This is a genomic window from Paenibacillus sp. OV219, assembly GCF_900110075.1.
Classification (GTDB): Bacteria; Bacillota; Bacilli; order Paenibacillales; family Paenibacillaceae; genus Paenibacillus_Z.
The window spans coordinates 19,073-38,804 of sequence record NZ_FOCJ01000012.1; the positions used below are offsets into that span (position 1 = coordinate 19,073).

The 19,732-nt window shown below is 50.7% G+C and carries 12 protein-coding genes; 4 read left to right on the forward strand and 8 right to left on the reverse strand.

Annotated elements, in window-relative coordinates; genetic code table 11:
- Positions 1-181: 181 nt before the first annotated feature.
- The 7 genes from BMY11_RS23900 to BMY11_RS23935 all read right to left on the reverse strand — a co-directional run bounded on the left by BMY11_RS23900 (position 182) and on the right by BMY11_RS23935 (position 13,706).
- Positions 182-493 carry a MocE family 2Fe-2S type ferredoxin gene (locus BMY11_RS23900; RefSeq protein WP_090582140.1) on the reverse strand — a complete coding sequence of 104 codons (312 nt, stop codon included), beginning with the start codon at positions 491-493 and terminating at the stop codon, positions 182-184.
- Positions 493-1,590, reverse strand: a complete 1,098-nt coding sequence (locus BMY11_RS23905) for a fatty acid desaturase family protein (RefSeq protein WP_090582143.1) — start codon at positions 1,588-1,590, stop codon at positions 493-495. Before BMY11_RS23905 ends, BMY11_RS23900 begins: the two co-directional genes overlap by 1 nt.
- 75 nt (positions 1,591-1,665) lie before the next feature.
- Entirely contained in the window at positions 1,666-2,691 is a 1,026-nt protein-coding gene (locus BMY11_RS23910; protein WP_090582145.1) for a LacI family DNA-binding transcriptional regulator, read from the reverse strand.
- 105 nt (positions 2,692-2,796) lie between these two features.
- A complete protein-coding gene (locus BMY11_RS23915; protein WP_090582147.1) occupies positions 2,797-3,699 on the reverse strand; it encodes a sugar phosphate isomerase/epimerase family protein in 903 nt (300 codons plus the stop codon).
- A 32-nt stretch (positions 3,700-3,731) separates the two neighbouring features.
- A complete protein-coding gene (locus tag BMY11_RS23920; RefSeq protein ID WP_090582150.1) occupies positions 3,732-4,883 on the reverse strand; it encodes a Gfo/Idh/MocA family protein in 1,152 nt (383 codons plus the stop codon).
- Positions 4,884-4,886: 3 nt separating this feature from the next.
- Positions 4,887-5,897 (reverse strand): aldose 1-epimerase, encoded by a 1,011-nt coding sequence (locus tag BMY11_RS23925; protein WP_090582152.1) that lies wholly within the window; start codon positions 5,895-5,897, stop codon positions 4,887-4,889.
- 258 nt (positions 5,898-6,155) lie between these two features.
- Positions 6,156-13,706 (reverse strand): immunoglobulin-like domain-containing protein, encoded by a 7,551-nt coding sequence (locus BMY11_RS23935; RefSeq protein WP_090582156.1) that lies wholly within the window; start codon positions 13,704-13,706, stop codon positions 6,156-6,158.
- 227 nt (positions 13,707-13,933) lie between these two features.
- Between BMY11_RS23935 and BMY11_RS23940 the strand changes: the two genes are divergently transcribed.
- From BMY11_RS23940 to BMY11_RS23955, 4 genes are all read left to right on the forward strand, one after another.
- Positions 13,934-15,193: a helix-turn-helix domain-containing protein gene (locus BMY11_RS23940; RefSeq protein ID WP_177182797.1), complete on the forward strand. Its 1,260-nt coding sequence runs from the start codon at positions 13,934-13,936 to the stop codon at positions 15,191-15,193.
- Positions 15,194-15,372: 179 nt separating this feature from the next.
- Complete coding sequence (locus tag BMY11_RS23945; RefSeq protein ID WP_256217748.1) at positions 15,373-16,971, forward strand: spore germination protein; 1,599 nt, start codon at positions 15,373-15,375, stop codon at positions 16,969-16,971.
- A 33-nt stretch (positions 16,972-17,004) separates the two neighbouring features.
- Entirely contained in the window at positions 17,005-18,222 is a 1,218-nt protein-coding gene (locus BMY11_RS23950) for a Ger(x)C family spore germination protein (protein ID WP_090582160.1), read from the forward strand.
- 21 nt (positions 18,223-18,243) lie between these two features.
- Positions 18,244-19,377: a GerAB/ArcD/ProY family transporter gene (locus BMY11_RS23955; RefSeq protein ID WP_090582162.1), complete on the forward strand. Its 1,134-nt coding sequence runs from the start codon at positions 18,244-18,246 to the stop codon at positions 19,375-19,377.
- Here the strand turns inward: BMY11_RS23955 and BMY11_RS23960 are convergent.
- Complete coding sequence (locus BMY11_RS23960) at positions 19,306-19,644, reverse strand: YczF family membrane protein (RefSeq protein ID WP_090582164.1); 339 nt, start codon at positions 19,642-19,644, stop codon at positions 19,306-19,308. The genes BMY11_RS23955 and BMY11_RS23960 overlap by 72 nt on opposite strands.
- Positions 19,645-19,732: the final 88 nt, after the last annotated feature.

Genomic DNA, 19,732 nt, shown 5'->3' on the forward strand with positions numbered 1-19,732 from the left:
TGGTTGTTTGCTTGACCTCATGATAACAGCAAGATTTTAGAAAAATATTAGGAGTCTATTAGTTTCCACAAAAAATTGCATAAAATTATATAAAAAAGCGGCTGCCTTCGGCTAGGTGCTAAAGCCGTGGACATGCCGCTTATTCAAATTAGTTCTTAAAACCTATTATCCTCTTATATTCCTACTCGATGTCGATAAATACTTTACCCGCTTCCACTTTCACCGAGTACGTCTGCAAATCTTTGCAAGCCGGTACGCGTACGGCAGCGCCGTTCGTAATATCGAATCGGCCGTTATGCTTCGGGCATTCGATTAACTTCCCCATCACAAGTCCTTCCGCTAGATGGAAGCGGCCGTGCGTGCAGAAGCCGTCCGTCGCGTAATAGTCGCCTTTGTCGGAACGGTATACCGCGAAGGTACGCTCCTCTTGATCGAAACGGATCACATCTTCCACTTCAACTTCGCCTGCTTCACATACTTCAACCCATGCCATTAGGCTTCACTCCTCGTCTGTTCAAGTTCATCCAAATCCGGTCCGTAGCGGTAAGGCAGCGCCGTTGATGGCAGTGGCTTTACCACGACATAAGCCGGGTCATTCATCTGTTTACGTAGTGCGCTGATTACTTCGCGAAGAGCAGCCCATAGGCTTGGGCGCGCTTCCGGACAGTCGTGCTTCATCTCCTCATGCAGCTTCGGAAGCGCATGGAACGGAACCATCGGGAACATATGGTGCTCCGTGTGGTAGTTCATGTTCCAGTAGAGGAACCGGAAGATCGGATTCATATAGATTGTCCGTGTATTCAGTCTGTGATCCAGTACATCCTCATACAGACCAAGATGCTGCGTAACGCCGAACGTCAGTACGAGCAAGAAGCCGTAGAACGTAGGCAGAATAATAAACATCGCTGGCAAAATGCTGCCTGTTGCGATACATGCGGCAATAACGGCGAGGAAGATCAGCATATAGATGCGCGCTTCACGGAATACCTTATTGTGCTCCGAGGCCGGAATATATTCCTTCTCTTGTTCCTCCAACTTGCCAAACGTGTGCAAAATGAACCTTTTTATCTCAATAGGTCCACCGTAGAGATGGAAGATTTGCATATAAAGGATCTTCCAAATCGGAGGTCTTGCGGTGATGATCTCCGGATCTCGGCCAACAATAATCGTATCGGTATGATGGCGTGCATGGCTCCAGCGCCATGGCGTTGCGGAACGAAGCACACAAAACGAAGCGATATGGTAGACGACATCGTTCATCCAAGGCGTCTTAAACGCTGTTCCGTGTCCGCACTCATGCCATCTGGAATCGCCAGGCGATGCGTAAAGCGTGCCATAGAGGAAGAACGCCGGTATCGCCCACCATGTTCCCCATGATAGGTACGCGATGTACCCAAGCACGATCAAGCCTCCGAACCAGATCAGTGTATCCCTGATCGCCGGACCATCCTTGCGCTTCATGAGCTCCTTCATCTTCGCACGCGGGATTGGCGTGGCATGCCATTGTGCGGATGCCAGCCCTTTCTCATCGGCGCGCTTGCTCTCAGGCCCTTTCAAGCTATAATCTCTTCGTTGTACAACGATGGCCATACGAATCTCCCCCTCATCTAGTTATATCATGATAAAATGTGTGCCCGGGCACGAATTATTGTAAAAAAGAACCCCCTACAGGCTCTCGGGGATATAAATATGGGTTTCTGTAAAATAATGCTCCGTCTCCGGCTGCTTGCCTGCAAATACGAGATCGAACAGCAAGCGAAGCGATAAGTAGCCTTGTCTCTCCGGATTTTGAACAATGGTGAAATCTATAATTCTATCGCGCAGTCCTTGCTCCACCGAGGGAAGCATGTCGTTGCACACGACCCGGATCTTCCCTTCCTTGCGATGAAACTTGATGACTCCCAAGCAAGCGTCCGTATCACCTGTCGCCATATAGATGCCGCTTATATCCGCGTGATCGCTTAAAGTCTGATTCAGCTGCGCAAACGTATCCTCATAACGGTCGAACCCTTCGATAACGCGCTCCACTTGAAGGCTGCTGCCGCTGTCCTCCAGCCCTTGCTTGAACCCTTCCACCCGTGAGCGGTGAGCATGGAACTTCAAGTTACCTGTGACGATGACAACCTTCGCTTCCGCGGGAAGCACCCGATTCATCAGCCCCGCCGCCACGACGCCGCTCTTGTGCAAATCCTGCCCGACGAAGCAGACACGCTTGCTGCCCTCTACATCCGAATTGAACGTAACAACCGGCACGTTCTTCTGTGCCGCATAATTGATGCTCTCGCGGATAAGCTCGTCATCCATCACGGAGAACATAATGCCGCTTACGCCAATTTCTACGAACTCGCGGATTGCAGCCGCCCCTTCTTCAGGACGTTTATTATCCACATACCGATATTCCAGCCTGACACCGAGATCCTTAAGCTCTTCCGACGCGCTGCTGATCCCGCTCCGAATGAGTTCGAAGAACACAATCTCTTTGGGCGGCATGACGATGCCGAGCGTGACAGGCTTCTTCTGGTAAGCGAGCGCCTTGGCTGCAATATTCGGTACGTAGTTCAGTTCGTTCACAATCTCCAGTATCCGGTCACGTACTTCCGGCTTAACGCCGGGACGGTCATTCAGCACACGATCGACAGTTCCTCTCGATACTCCTGCATGCTTGGCAATTTCTCTTATCGTAACAGTCATAATTCACTCCTGTGAAGGCTGCAAGTTGCTCCTCGTGCCATGGGCAATATCATTATAGAGCGAAATGGTTCATTCCTACAAGAGCAGGTGTTGTAACGTTACCTTTTAGACGCCGACCTGTTTCAGCTTGCCATCGAGGAATTTTTTCGCCCGTGGAATGTCTTCCTCTTCCAAATGCTCGATAATAATCGGCACATTTGGATGAAGCTTCGCTAGACGCTCCAGGTATAGGTCATAGTTCAAGTTGCCAAGCCCTGGAGCCGGCAGCTCAACTGCACCAGCGCCGCGGAACGAGTGCGACTCGGAAGCGTCGATATTCGCGTGCTTCTCACCTGTATCTTCAGCAGGCTTGCAATCTTTGGCGTGAGCGATTTTGATTTTGTCGCCGAGTGTGTTGAAGATGCGGTGTAGAGTTTCATCAATATGGCCGATGTTCGTGTCCGTGTAATAGTTTGTTGGATCCATCAAGAGTCCAAGACCAGGATGGTTCACATCCGAGAAGAGACGAGCAACCTGATCGACGGAGCCAATCACGTTGTTCACGTAGTTCTCAACGAGGAACATAGCACCGTTGTCATACGCGAACTTCGCGAGGTCTTCAATCTGCTTGACTACTTCTTCGTAAGCCTCTTCGGTGCCGTTCTTCGGATCCCACACCCAGTCGCTCTCTGTGTTGAACGTGCCTGTCTCACTGACAACGTACGGGCTGCCGAGGTCGCGCGCGAACTGGATCGTTTTCTTCAAACCATGAATATTCTCGCGGCGCTTAACTGGATCGCTATGAATGATATTCGTGTAACCCGAAACGCAAACAATCGGAAGATTGGCGTCACGGAACGCATCACGGATCGTGCGGCACTTTTCTTTCGTTAGAGCATCGGGCGACAGATCCATACCTTTGAACGCAAGGTCGAGCTGGACGCAGGAGAAGCCGTCTTTCTTCATTCTTGCAATAGATTCCTCTAGAGAATAAGGATAATAAGCGTTAAAAATACCGACTGATAACATGTTGGTGGCCTCCTAGATAATTTATATCCACGTTATAATACTTCTTTGAATTGTACGGTTCTGCCTTCTGCGATGGACTTGTAGCATGCATCAACCGCTGCCATCGTCCGCAAATTGTCACGCCCGCCGATCTCCGGCTCGCTGTCGGATTCCACTGCGCGGAGCAGCTGCGCCATCGTTCCTTGGAACGCATCCGGGAACCAAGCCGCGTCCCACTGCGGACGAATCCACTCGTTCGGCACTTGCCGCGTCGTGAGTGCAAGTGTGCTCGGCGTATGCTCTGGATACTTCGGCCAGCCGATCGTACCGGTCGCCATCCCATCTAGCCCTTCAACCCGCCATTTAATATAAATATCCTTCTCGGTTCCTTCGCCCGGCCAAGCCCATACATCGTCAAGGCTCGTTGCCATCATCTCGCTCGCATATTGGAAGGTGTACTGCGAGATACCGTCAATATGAGGGAACTGCGTGCGCGGATCTCTGCGGGTAACTGCGGTAACCTTCTCCGGATCGCCGAACAGATAACGGAAGGAATCGATATGATGAATGCCCATGTTCAAAATCTCAATCTGATCGTACTGCTGCAGAAAAGCCTGCCAGTGTGGAATCGCCCGCATTTCGATCGTCGCTAGCACCGGCTCTCCGAGCAGGCCGCGATCCAGAATCGCTTTGAGCGCTCTGATCGACTGGTCATAGCGCATGTTGGAGTTGACCGCGATTTTAATGCCGGCTGCCTCGCACAGGTCGACGATTTCACGCGCCTCGCGCGAATTCATTGCGAGCGGCTTCTGGCACAGAATGCCGCGAATATGCGACTGCTTCACCGCTTCACGAACAACCTCAAGCTGCTTATCCGGCGGGAAAGCGATATCCAGAATTTCGATATCGGGATCACGGACTAGCTCTTCCCACGTGCGGTGCACCTTCGGAATGCCGCGCAGCTCCGCGACCTCCTTCGCATTCTCATAAGTGCGCGATGCGATTGCGACCGGGTTAAAGCCTGCGCCCTGGTATGCGACAAGATGGCAGTCCCGCATAATAAAGCCGGAGCCGATACAGCCGATCCGGAAATCTCTGCGAAGCGGCATCTCCGGTTTGATGGCCTCCGCGAAATCGATGCCGATTTTCTCAGCGATGCTGCTGTTGTTGCTATTGCTATTGCTATTGCTATTGCTAAGATCCATCTATTAGTGCTCCTTCGTCTTGAATTCGTTCGACTCTGTCCACAAAGCCGTCGTCAGTCGACGTTCTTCACCGGGGCGAATCCCCTGAGCGCCTGTCAGCTCGCTTGCATAGGGCAGATTAAACGCGTCAGTTACATAGGTGTATGGCTCAATGGAGAACGCATCGTCCCAATTCGGCCGGAACAGCAGCACGTAAGGGAATGCTTCATCCAACTGGTATGCGATAGTGTAGCCCCGCAGTGGAAAGGCGATTCGGCAGGTTGTGTCTGCTGCTTGGTCCAGCGTCAGCAAGGAACAGCCTAGGACAGGATAGTCCACGAGGTTAATGCCTTCTTCGCGAATGTTTCGGCTAAACGCTGTTACAGAAGGCAGATCAGTGACAAAAGCCTGATTCGTAACCGGCCACTCGTCCTTCGCCGGCACTTGAAGCACAGCCTTGTTACCGCTTTCATATGGTACCGAGAAATAAGGATGCAAGCCATAGGCGAACGGCGCATCATCAGTCCCTTCGTTCACGATGGAGCTCTCCATATGCAGCTTCCCATCAACGAGCCGGTACGTAATCGTAAAAGATAACGGATGTGGATAATAGGCCATGATGTCCGGATGCTCGCTGAAGCTGAACCGGCTCTTCGCCCATGCGCCAAAGTCATCTAATGCGCCAAACTCGACGAGATGCCAGCCTCTGCTAATGAGTTCACCATGCAGATGAAAATGCGGCGGTTCATTAATCGGTAGCTGGTAAGTACGTCCATTGAATGTATAAGTGCCTTCGCGAACCCGGTTGGGCGGAAATAAAATCGGCGTCCCGTATTTGGAGCACGCGAATGTTTCATTCTGAAGCGTCTGCAGGCTAACGGACGTCTTAATAACCTCATGTCCGCCATGCTGAAAGCTGAATAGGTTGTTGCCGATATCGGGAATCAGCTTGGCGATGCTATCGCTGGCTGAGTCCTTGAGCACGATAATATTGTAGCCGTCTTGAACACGGAGTTCTGCTGAATATCTACCCATTTTCACCCCTCCTGGCCTATAAACAAATGGATGCCGGAGCGTTGGTGCACTGTTACCTTACGCTTTTGTGCCCGGGCACATTTGATTATATACCTCTCTTCTGAATCCTTCAATAGTAATTGCTGCACTTGAGAAAAATTAAAAAAGAGATCGGTTTTCACTCCAACACTGAGAGCCAGCCCGCAGCTGCATATAGCGGCGGACACAAAGAGGCAAGCATACGGGATTCCCGATGCTTGCCTCTTTCTCTTTGGCCGCTTAGTTGATCAAGCTGGCTTTTTTCAGCATTCTTTCGATGATGGAAGCCACTTCCGCACGTGTAATGTTGCTCTTCGGATGGATTGAGTGGGTTTGATCCCCTGTAATCAAGCCGAATTTCACGTTGATTGCCGCGAAAGCTTGTGCCCATTCGCTAACGGAGCTGCCGTCTTTGAAGTCATCTAGGGATGCCTTGATATCGCTTGCGCTGATCGTCGTGTCGATTCCTGCAATTGTCATCGCACGCGTGAGCATAACCATCGCTTCTTGGCGTGTCACTTTCTTCGATGGCGCAAACGTATCCGTAGTTACGCCTGTAACAATTCCGTAGTGTGCAGCTGCAGAGATTGCACCAGCATACCATGCATCTGCGCTTACATCTTTGAACGGACTTGCTGCATCGGTTGTCTTCATTCCAAGGGCGTTCACGATAATCGTCGCAAATTCCGCTCTTGTCATATCGCCATTCGGATTGAACATCCCGTCACCTTGACCTTTTACGATCAATCTCGAAGCTAGGTTCTCAATGGATGCTTTCGCCCAGCCTTTAATGTCCGTGAATGTTTTATGACTGCTAACGAGTGCATACAGGCTGTTTGTCAGACTGTATACTTTGGCAACTTGCTTGCCATCCTTCGTTTCGAAGTAAGTCGGTACCTGACGCATGTTACCATCTTCATCAACCACCACTGCCGTAACCGCTTCGCCATCATTTCCAGCTGGAATGACGATGTCACGCTCAACGTAGCTGTTAAACTGATCGATCACCGTTTCATGACCGTCATGTGAAGCGATGATCTCGAACGAGACAGGATATCCAACAAGCTCTACACCATTGTTAGTTGCTGCCTCTTGAGCCGCTTGACGCTCCGCTGCTTGCGAATTCGCGATACGCAGTTCAATTTGAACATCGCTCAGACTCACGCCTGTTCCCAGCTGCGCTTTAAGCGCGTCTGCCAATTGTGCGGCATCAATGGTATAGGTCGCTTCCGGAGTGACAACCGTAACGGTAGCTTGTTTGTCTACCAAATGCTGAACCAGCTGTCCTGTCAGCACTCCAGTCGTTACATCGGTCACTTTATCGGTGCTGATTGTAACCGTTACGCCATCGGCACTGTTTTGCAGCTGTTCAAGCAATCCGGCTTCGTCTACTGTAATCGTAGTCGTATTTCTGCCGCCTTCAACAGCGTTTGTTTCTGTTACCGGTGCTTGAATGGCAGTGCCAGCGTCTGGATCCGGAGTGCCTGGATCCGGAGTGCCTGGAGTTCCCGGATTTTCTGGAGTTCCTGGAGTGCCAGGCATTCCCGGATTGCCTGAAGCTGCTTTCTTGACGATAAGTTCGAACTCTTTCGTCAACGGCGTTGCCGCGTTCTTAGTCGTAGTTGCTGTCAGGACAACGGTCTCATCAGCACCCATTCTATGGACGGTTCCGTCTGTTCCGATCACTTGCGGGTTGCTTGAGGTCCACGTAATTGTCGTATCATTCGCGCCTTGTGTCGGCAAGTACAGATCGGATGTTACTGTATTCTGATCCACGTTGTTCCTCTTAATGAGATTCCATACGATCGATGCCTGCGCTGCTTGTACAGGCGCATTGTCGTTCGCATCCTCGCTTCTGACGTAGAATCCGAAGGAAGCATATTTGTAGAACTGACCAATATTGAACAGACCTTCAACCATAACATATTGGTTCTGTGCAGGTCTTGTTATTTTACCGTCTGCCGCAATGACTTCCGGTGCATCGGATAACCAAGTGACCGAAGCATCACCGACAGTTGTAGGTAAAGTAATGTCGTGAGTGACATCAAGCTCGCTCTTGTTCTCACCGAGCAATTGCTTCAGCGTCAATGATTTAACCGCATGAATAAGAGCTGTTCTTTCCGCATTGTTCGCATCCGGCTTCACCGTCAAGGAGAACGTCTTGATTGCCTTGGTGCTTCCTCTTTGCACAGTCGCTTTCAGAACGACAACTGCATCGCTTTCATCAAACAATGGCTTATAGACACGGCCTGCATCAGTGATATGTGCCGTATCGTCTGAAGACCATGTGATGGTTGTGCCATTTGCTCCGCTCGTAGGTAGCGTAAGCGGCAGCGTGACATCATCCTGCGATCCATTTCCACCGCTGATCACACTCCAATCCAGGAACACTTTATCTTGATTGACTGCCGATTGATTGCTTGCAAGCTTCGCCAGTACGGTAAACTCGAACGATTTGGTCGCTGTCTCGCTGCCTTTCGTAACGGTTGCCGTCAGCGTAACAGGTGTATCCACAGCCGGTCTTGTTACAGCACCTAAACTGTTGATGATCGACGGTTCATTGCTGCTCCAGCTAATTTGCGTTTGGCCGGCTTCATCTCGATATGGCAAGTTCAGATTCGTCTCAATCGCATTCTGGCTTTCATTCCAGCCTTTAATCTGATCCCACGTCAGTGCCGCAGCCGATTGAGCTGCTGCTACCGAATCAGGAGCTTCCGAAGCGCCAAGACGGTAAACGATCAAATTGAATACAAGTGGATGGTTACCATAGAATACTTTGCCATCCAAGATGAGATCACCATCAATCTCCAGCATATTAATTCCGGGATGGAGATTATCTACTGTAATCGTGAAAGGATGTACGCCGGCTGGCTGTTCAAAGCCCTCAGGGAACGTGAAATCCTCATAGTAGATGGTGTTGCCCCACTCTGAGCCAAACAGGTTTCTCACATAATCTTCCGGACCCCTTCGAGTGTCTTTCAAAACGGTATAGAAAGGCGCGCCCTCACTATGAACCGTTCCTGAAATCTCAAAAGAGGTTTGATCTGTGAAGAAGGTAGCTGTGCCTGTCGACTGATCGATCACGGTATCATCGAATTGAACATAAGGGAAGCTCGTATTCTTGATTACAGTTACAGGAATCGTCGTCTGATTGCCTAAGAAATCAATCATCGTGACCGAATGCGTGCTTTCTCCTTCGACGATATCACCAGCATCCTCATAACCTAGAGGCTGATAAGTGAAATAATATTGATCCGCTGCTGGATCATATTTGAGATCCGTTTTAATCGCGTGATCGCCTGTCAGAAGAATTGGATAATAATCCCGGACGCCATAATAAGGATATTCTCCAACTGTTCCATCATTGCCATACTGGGATGTAACCGTTCCATACATATAAGGCGAAGCAAACTCCTCATGGATCTTACCGTCAACGCTGCTGCCTAAATCAATGAATATCGATCCATCATACGTCGCCAGGTTAGCAGGCACATCCATAATCGGAATCGCAGCTTCCTGATCATCGCCTACGGACATTACGACTTGCTTCTCCGAAAGGTTCATATGATAGTCGACTTGGATGGAGCTCGAATTCTCCATATAATCCGTTGCCGTGATGACAAGGGTATGTTGATCCTCATCCGTAATGACAACTGGATAACGGAACGTATCATCAACATAAGGGTTGACTTTACTGCCCATGACTACAGGATCTCCACCATCAAGTGAGTATTCGACCTTGAAGCCTCTTCCGTTCTTGATCAAATCCGTCACGGTTGCGTTGAGCATAAGCGAAACATTGGTCGTATCCGGTACGAAATAAGCTTTCGTCGTTTGGCTGCCGTCCCCGTCGCCCGTATTGAAGGTGATGGCTGGTGCCGTCTCATCGACATACGTATCGATGTTGATATAAGGAAGGTTTGGCTCAAAGCCGGTTTGCCCTTCTCCCAAGCAAACGAAATTCATCGAGTATTTGCCATCCGGCAAGCTATCCGGAATGACAACATGCGCTGAGATCGAATAATTCACCCCCGTTCCAAACGGAGTTGGCGTAGGCCAGGTGCCGACATTGTCGATCGGCTCTCCGACAATCGTTTTCGAGCCGTCTTCGTTCGTCTTTACGAATTGAACTTGGACGCTATCCAAATTTTTACCATAAGCATCGAAGCTGAGATCGAAGGAATCCCCTCTCTTCACATTCGCGTCATAGTAAACACTTCTTGGATTACCATTAACGCTTGCAGATTGGATATCAATCCAAACGGCCTTGTTCGTATTATTCACGATGACCGAATATTCTTCACCGTAATTGCCCACTCTGTCGATCGGCGCTATCGAAATAACGTTCAGTCCGTCTCTCAGATCTTTAATCGGCATTTCATAGGTTCCGTCATCGTTACGCTTCACGTCATCCTTGTAGTTGGTATACGGCTCTGAACCATTGATTGCGTAATAAATGTTCCAGTCCCCACCGCTTTCCCCGTTCGGCGCGTCTGCGTCGTCGTCCATCTTAAAGCGCAGCGTGTACTCGCCTGTATTCGTCTCGTCCGGCTCGTTCAGCTCATCGTAGCCGACATGCTTCAGGATATCCACGCTTGGCGCATGGGTATCTTTATAAGCAGGCATATAAATCGTCGGCTGTGGCTTTGCATTGGGAGCGTCCGCTGTAGCTGTGATGGCAAAATAGTATTGGCCATCCGGCACAGGAACGCCTAGGTTCGTTCCATCCCACATCGTGCCAGCGGATAATGAACCCGCTATACCGCCAGAGTAAGGGTCATTCTTTACAACCCAATCATCATTCGTCAAGTGGGTGACGAGGTTGTGCTCCGCATCGACGACATCGACTTTCACATTACGCGCATCGCGAAGCAGCGCAATTACCGGTACGGCGTACAAAGCGTTCACCGGTGAGAAGGCAAAGAATTTGTCCCCTAGCGATCGTTCATAGTTATCTTTTGGTTCACCATAAAGGAATGGGAATCCGGTGTGCATGTCTACAAAGGCCATTTGAGTTCCGAGACCGGAACTCCCCCATACGCTATCTGGGCCGGATGGAGCATCAATAATGGCCGGAGCATCCCACTTGCCATTAAAGCCTGTGTACGGGACATTCAATGTAGGCAGGTCCTCATCAGTCGGTGTCAGATACACATAGCCTTCAATGAACGTATTCTTCATCTCGGACGGATCCACGGTCAGTGTAACGGTCACACGCTGAGTGGATTTCGCCCCTACAGTGATTTTAGACGGGCTGAAGCTCAGCTTTGAATGCTCCAAATAACGGCTGCGGATATTGTCGGAACTAGTATCCAAATTCGCGTGAAGCAAATCCGTCATCACCGTTCCGCTCAGTTCATACGTTGCAGCTGTGCTTGTCAGATTGGAAGCGGTCAACGTAAACGTCGTCTTCGCGCCTATTTCCTTCAGACTAACGCGGCCCGTGCCGTCCGGTCCGGATACGACGACCGGTGTTTGCACGGCCAGGTCTGGACGAATCATGCCAGCGCCTTGGCGTCTTGGCTGATACTCCGTATTGTAATCCGCACGATCAGCAGGATTCTCTTCGTTCTCATAATCTCTTTTCGCCGGAACCGAAGTATTCATAACGACGTTTTTCACAAGTTGAACGAAGCTTCTAGTGCCTGGCTGGAAGCCCTTCTTCTTAAAGGCCTGCATCACGTCGGCTACCGCTCCTGCAACATAAGGAGCTGCCATCGAAGTGCCATCTTCACTCTCATATGCGTTGTGAACATTCGGATCTGATGTCCGAACGGAAGATACGATTTTGTGACCCGGCGCCATAATCTCTGGCTTCAGCAGCAAATCGCTCGTCGTTCCCCATGAGGAGAAATCCGTAGGGCTTCCAGGAGCGGATGCCTCGAAAGCAGAGCTTGTCTCATCAGTTTCAATGTACATCGGCAGCGTCGCGGATGCTCCTGGCTCCGGCGGGAGGTCAATGCCAATGTCAACGCCAGAGAGAGGACCAATATCGATGCCACCACCGCCGCCGTCACCGCCGCCACCCATTGATGCAAGTGCAGCTTCTAAAGCTGTACCGTCCTCGTAGCTAATAAACGAGAATGGAACTTCCATTTGTCCTTGTGGCGTCGGCGCTTTCTTACCCGCGTCGCTATTATAGACGATAGCGCCGATTGCACCATGTTCTTTGGCGATCTTCACTTTATCGTTAAAAGTGAGAGAGCCGCGTTTGATTAGTACCACTTTTCCCGCTACATCAACACCGTCGTAATCCTCGTCATAGCCCAAATGGTCGTTCCTCAGACCAACCAGCGAGATGGAATCGTTCTCCCATACATCAAGACCTTTCCAAACGTCCAGACCATGTCCCGTAATAAACGGCGCATCGAAGCTGTAGCTGAAAGAGACATCGTGCTGAACAACACTGTTGTTCGCTGCGGCTACCGTGAAGGAGTCGGGATAAACGCCCGGATTGCCGATTTTGTTCAAATCCGGCGTTTCTCCAAGCTTAATGGAAGCTCCCGATTCGCCTTTATCATCGTAGGCATTGGAAGCATTGCCAGCTGCGACGACAACGACAACGCCTGCATCTGTCGCATTGCGAATGGCAATGCCCATCGGATCATTCGCATCACGCGTATCAAACGTCGAGGAAGCACCAAGGCTCATGTTGATGACATCCGCCTTCATGGCTGTCGCGTGATCGATCCCTTTAATGATATCCTCCGTCAGGGCTCCCGCTTGCGTTTCGGAGAACACCTTCTCCGCGATCAGCTGCGCTTCCGGAGCAACGCCTTGCAGAACATCGCTAGAACCTGCCGCAATCCCCGCTACGTGCACGCCGTGCGAGCTTGGCGAGAGGTTCGTCCATTCCATGCGAGGAGTGATATCCTCGTTCTGATCGGCCCAGTTGTATCCTCCAACGACTTTGTCCGTAAATGGAGCTTCGTTATGCTTGTACTTCGCTTTCGACATATCATGCGGAGCAGGGAACGCTTCGTGGGAAGGATCGATCCCTGTATCGACGATCGCGATGACCATGCCTTCGCCCTTGTAGCCAATTGGCTCTTCGCCGGTTGCAGATCCATTCCACAGATTCTTGATGCCCGTCAGATCATGCTGTTCGTTAACGGCCGGAAGGAAGGTTTGCTGAAGCGTAACGGCCTTCACGTTCGGCAGTTTTTTAATCGCGTCTATATCGCTATACTTGATGTCATCAAGGCTGAAGCCTTTGAACACGTTCTCATAGTCATGTTTGAAATGGAACACTGGACCTGTGCTCTTCGACTTGCCAGTAGACAGCGTACTTATAACCTGATTCTTCGCCGACTTAATATCCGCCGTTATTGCGGTGTGTGCGGAACTTTCGACAGAGGTAGCATTAACGCCTGGCTTTGTCCCTGAAGCTGACAAAGCTTGCGAGATGGTTTGACCTTTTAACTCCACAATGACATTAACAATCTCATCTGGCTTATGCAGCTCAGCGCTCAGCTTCTCCGAAGCCGTCGCTTTCTCGCTTTGCTTCTTCTCGAAGTCACGCATTGCTGCTTCCTTCAAGCTGTTCTTCGCCTTCGCTTTGAACGCTTCGAGCTGCTCCTGCGTGTACGAGGAACCGCCTTTAGTTCCTGCACCGTTTACGTTCTGTACATGAACCCCTGCATGAGGTTTCGGAGCAGCGTTTCCTTCTGCTGCTGTCGGTGGCTGCAACGGCGCATCTTCGGCCGCCAACACAAGCGAGCCGTTTGACAGCACGAGAGCAGAAATAGACAAATAAGTAACTACTCTCTTCAATCTGTTCGAAATCTTCATCCGTCTCCCCTTCTTCCCTGATAAAAATTGCAAATGATAATAGCGCTTTCTACTTATAGTAATGGAGCGCTCGCTCGCGGTAAATCGGGGGAATCCGAGCTTCCAAACCTCTAGAAACGAGTAGTTTGTATGCTATAATGCAGGTACTGCACGTACATTGAAATGACTTTCTTCACATAACTTGGGGGAATTCATTTGTTTTCTAGCAAATAATGGAGGACCACCGCATGCATGAAGGGAAAATCATCAGATTTTATCGCGAAAAAGCTGGAATGACCCAGGATCAGCTCGGCAGAGGAATCTGCTCCGACACGCATGTCAGCAAAATCGAACGCGGATCGACGGATGTTTCTCTGGAAGTAATCACGCTTCTGGCCGATCGGCTTAGCATTCAGATTGAGCAGGAGCTTCACCATTTAGCGACGATTAAGAAACGGCTGCACGATTGGCACGAAGCCATCATACTGCTGCTGTATGACGATATGGAAGTGATTAAAGAGGAGCTGGAGAAGGAGAGCTTAATCCAAATTTCGGATTATAAAACCCTCTATAAATTGCTGCAGGGCAGATACTACCTCGTTCATCGGAAGCTAGGCAAAGCACTTGGCATCATCAAAGAAATGGAACGAACCAAATCAAAGCTGCCTCACTATGAAAGCAACCTGCTCTTGCATATTACGGGTATCTATCATTACTATACGCAGGACTATTTCAAGGCGATTGAAACCTTGAATGCAATCAACGAAGAGGAATATAACAATCCGGAGTACTACTATTATCTGGCCATGTCCTACCATTGGCTCGAATCTCGGATGATGGCCTACTATTACAGCGAGAAAGCCTTGCGACATTTTAAAGATACCCATAACTTCTTAAAGAGCATCGACGCGGAAATGCTTATGCTCCTTCAAATCATCTACGACGACAACCGGAATTATCAGGCAATCGTCAACCGGTTTGAGAACATTATAAAATCCTGTGATCTCTGTCACGCGCCCGAGCTGAAACGGATTGCCGTGCACAATCTCGGATTTCTATACCATGAGAACAAAGCCTATGAGCTGGCAGGAAAATACTACCAGGAAACAATGGGGCTATCAGAACCAACCTCAACGCTTTATCTGCTTTCCTATGAAGGGTATATCCGGAGTTCCGCTGAGGGGAATTTGTTATCCCAAGAGGATGTACTGAGTTTGGCGCATAACGGACTGACGATATCGAAAGAAATACGAGATGAGGTTCTGATTCTCAGATTTCATCTGCTTGTCCTGTTCATCGAGGAGAAGCAGGCAGACTATTACAGCTATCTACGCATGACCGCCTTGCCCCTTCTACGCAAGCAAGGCGATGCCTTCCTTGTGCAGCGTTACGAGAAGGAGCTATTCAACTATTATGTGGAGACCAATCAGATCGCCTTGGCTCTGGAAGCGGCCAGCTTCTTCATTAACAAAGCAAAGCCGGATCCGAAGTCAGCGGTAGCGCATTAACGATTGGCATGAAGAAGGCAAGCACGTTCCGGCCATTAGCCGGAGCAGAATATGCGATTTGCAAACCGATGAATCCATTCATCGGTTTTTTCTTTATTTTTAGGTAAAAAAGGAAAAACGAGGCATACTAACGGATGCGAAGCAGTCCATCCATGCAGCGAAGGGGGCTCAGTTTGACGATGATAAGACGATCAGCTCGTTCCAAAGGCGGCAATGACGACGGGAATAACGGGAACAACAGCAACAATCGGAACAGCGGCAATCTCTCTGTGCCTCGCGGCCAGCTCGAAACGAATCTGGAGGCGAACATGGACCGGATCAAGTCCGAAGTTGCCGCAAGCCCAGACCTAATCGTACGCCGATTTACGCTGCGGACCGCGCAGCATCAGCATGTAGCAGCTGTCTATCTAGAGACGATTACAGACAAGGAAGCGGTCAACGAATTCGTCATGCGTTCCTTGATGTCACCTTTTCTGCCAGAAACGCCGCCAGAGGAAGGAACGTCACCTGAAGAAGCATTCAAATATATTTGTGATAATGCATTAGCCGTTGGACAAGTTGAAGTGCTGGACAATTGGACGACGATGCTGCTTGAGCTGCTAACGGGTAAGACGCTCCTCTTCGTCGACGGCTGGGATCAATGCGTTAGCTGCAGCACAATTGGCGGCGACAAGCGAGCGGTCTCAGAAGCAAGCACCCAGGTCGTCATTCGCGGCCCTAAGGATAGCTTCACGGAATCGCTCCCGACAAACATAGCGCTTATCCGTAGGCGGATTCGGAGCGAGAGGTTCGGCTTCGAAGCAACTAAGATTGGCCGAGTGACGCAAACGAACGTTGCTATGCTCTATATCGATGGCATTGTCAAGGAAGAGATCAAGCAAGAAGTGCGCAAGCGGCTCGCGAAGATCGATACCGACGCCATTCTGGAGTCCGGCTATATCGAGGAGTTCATTGAGGACAACTGGAGCTCACCCTTCCCGACGATCTATAACACGGAGCGGCCCGATGTCATTGCGGCGAACCTGCTTGAGGGGCGCATCGCGATACTCGTTGACGGCACTCCATTCGCCTTGGTTGTGCCAACGATTCTGCCTCAATTCTTCGCGTCGGCCGAGGATTATTACCAGCGGTACGATATCGGCACCTTTCTCCGTCTGCTGCGGTATGCCTCCTTCATCATTTCGTTATTCGGCCCAGCTGTCTATATTGCATTAACGACATTCCATCAGGAGATGCTGCCGACGACACTGCTCATTAATCTGTCCGGTGCAAGAGAGGGCGTGCCTTTCCCTGCGCTGATTGAGGCGTTCGCGATGGAGCTCAGTTTCGAGATTCTGCGTGAGGCCGGGGTTCGGATGCCGCGGGCAGTCGGGCAAGCGGTATCTATCGTCGGTGCGCTCGTCCTTGGCGAAGCGGCTGTTCAAGCCGGTATCGTCTCGCCGATTATGGTTATCGTCGTAGCGATCACAGCAATCGCAAACTTTTCCATCGCAGCTTACAACCTGGCTATTACTGCACGGCTGCTGCGTTTTCTCTTCATGATTGCAGCGGGAACGATCGGCTTCTACGGTATAATTCTTGGCCTCATCATGCTGGTTGCCCATATGAATTCACTGCGCTCGTTCGGCGTCTCCTTCCTGTCGCCGCTCGTTCCGCTCAAATTCAAGCAGATGAAAGACGTCTTCGTCCGAATGCCGCACTGGAGCTTTACAGAACGGCCCGATGACACAACGGATAATACCACTCGGATGCCTTCGGGACAGAAGCCTCAAACTTAAAAAAGACGCGCGAACGAGGAGGTACAGGTACGGATGAGAGCAAGATTACGGATCGTGAAAATCATTCTGGCGGCAGCCGTCCTTGTCGCTTCCGCTTCGCTCGTAACCGGTTGCTGGAACAGCCGGGAGCTCAATATGCTCGCCATCGTTACAGCGATGGCAATCGATAAGACGGATAAAGACGAATATACGTTGGCATTCCAAGTCGTTATGCCCGGCGAGCTAAGCAATTCGGTTAAGGGCGGCGGCGGGGGCGCGCCGTTCTCCGTCTACACCGTAAAGTCGAAGACATTGTTCGAAGGCATCCGCAAAGCGTCGAAGCAGGTTCCGCGCCAGCTGTTCTTTTCCCACATCCAGGTCGTCATCCTGGGGGAGCGTCTTGCCCAGTCCGGGATCGAAGAGATCTTCGATTTCTTCGAGCGCTCCCATGAGGTTCGGCTCACCTCCATGCTGCTCGTGGCAAGAGGAGCTACGCCGGAGAAGCTGGTCAGCACACTTGTCCCGCTCGCTCCTATTCAGGCAGAAGCGCTGATGGGATCGGCCGAATTCACTACAAAACTTTGGTCAAGCTCGCCAGCTATCGGCATCGATGATGCCATCCGTAAGCTCATTAATCCAGGCGTTGAGCCATCGATCAGCGGTCTGAGGCTTTTTGGAGACGATCAGGATGTATCAAGCAAAAGCAATCTCGAGAAAACGCGGCCGCCCTATCATCTCGAAATAACCGGCGTCGCCATGTTCCGCGAAGGGAAGCTCGTCGGCTGGCTCGACAATAACAAAGCGCGGGGGTACATGTTCATCATCAATCGAATCAGCAGCACCGTTATGAATCTCAGCTGTCAGGACATGTTGGAGGGACTTGCACTCGAAGTCATTAAGAGCAAGACCAAGACAGATGTCTCGATGCAGAATGGCCGCGTCAAAGTGAAAATTAACGTCATGGCCGAAGGTAACGTATCCGAGGTGAAATGCGGCGTTCCGCTAAGCGATCTTGAAGTGTTGAACAAGATGGAGAAGGAATGGGGCGATGCCGCAATCGCGGACATGATGGGGGCGATTAAGAGTGCACAGTCTCTCCACGCCGACGTCTTCGGCTTCGGCGAAGTGCTGCAGCGAAGGCATCCGAAGCAGTGGCGGAAGGTGCAGGATCAGTGGAAGGACAAGTTCACCGATGCGGAAGTTAGCATCACGTTCCAGGGGCAAATTTTGCGGACAGGCATGAGAGGCAAGTCACTGCTCGAGAAACCTTAAACCGGCAAGGAGGCATATTTCATGAAAAAAACGATTGAGAATATTGGCCCTTTGCATCTTTTTGCATGGGTAACGTTATTCGAGCTCGGTACGGCCGTCGTCATTCCCGTTGGTATGGATGCGAAGCAGGATGCCTGGATTGTAACGCTCTCCGGCTGTTTAATCGGGATGACGTTCTTCTCCCTTGTATTTGGTGGCTTGTACAGGTTATATCCCGATATGCCGCTTACAGCATATACACGCAGAATTGCAGGATCGTTCCTGGGCTGGCTGATCGGTTTCGGCTATCTGCTCTATTTCATGTACATTGCAAGCCGAAATATCCGCGATTTTATCGACCTGCTAACAGCAGCAGCATATGATGCAACGCCAATGTTTGCCCTTGGCGCATTCATGATGGTCGCCGTCGGCTACATCATTAGCTTAGGAATCGAAGTATTTGGCCGGACGGCTTTCATCTTCTTCCTGCTCTGCTGCTTTGTGTTTATGTTTATCGTCGCACTGGTCCTCTTGTCGGATTTATCGGACTTTCATCGCATCGAACCTATTCTTGGCGAAGGCTGGAGGCCAATCTGGAGTGCGCTGCTTCCGACAGGCTTAACGTTCCCTTTCGGCGAAATGGTCGTCATGTCTATGTTCCTGCCTTACTTGAACAAGAAATACAAAGCCGTGCGGATCACTGCCGGCGCCATGGCATTCAGCGCGATTCTGCTGTGCATCGCAACGTTCGTGAATATCTCGGTGCTCGGCATCGAAATCGCATCAAGGTCGACGTTCCCGCTCTTCACCTCGCTCAGTCGGCTGAGACTTGCGGAAATTGTGCAGCGACTGGACTCCGTCGTCCTGTTCTTGCTCATCATTACAAGCTTCTTCAAGATCGGCACGTTCATGTTCGCTTCGGTCCTTGCCGCGCAGGATCTGTTCAAGATCAGCAACTACAAGACGCTCGTCATGCCGATTGGCGTCATCGTGCTGCTGACTTCGCTGACAATTGCCGGCAATCTGACGGAGCATCTGAAGGAAGGACTCAAGATCGTGCCGTACTATATGCATCTGCCGATGCAGTTCGCCATTCCGGTCTGCTTATTGCTGCTCGGCCTGATCCGGCGCGCCTTCCGCCGCAGTCGTTCCGCTTCCGCTGCTCCCTCCTCCTGATTCGTCGCCTGTTGCGCCGCTGCCGTCGTCAGTCTGTTTGCCCGGCAGCATGCGCTGCACGATCATGTAGAGCGGCTTGCGAATGAACATGAAGATAAGAGCCGCCATGATAAGCTTCTCAATGGGGTCCAGCATCAGGAACGGATAAGTGAAATTGCGAAGCATTCTGCTCGGTGGCAGCTTCAGCAGCACGTCCATGATGAGATCGACAGCGATGAGGCATGGCAGGAGCAGGGCGAATATCGCGTAGGGCTTCACATTTTTCATAACCGTCGCACGCTCCGTTTCTATGTCGCTAACACGTATTATTTCCCGAAATACCGCCAGCTAGCATAAACGCCAAATACCGCCAGCA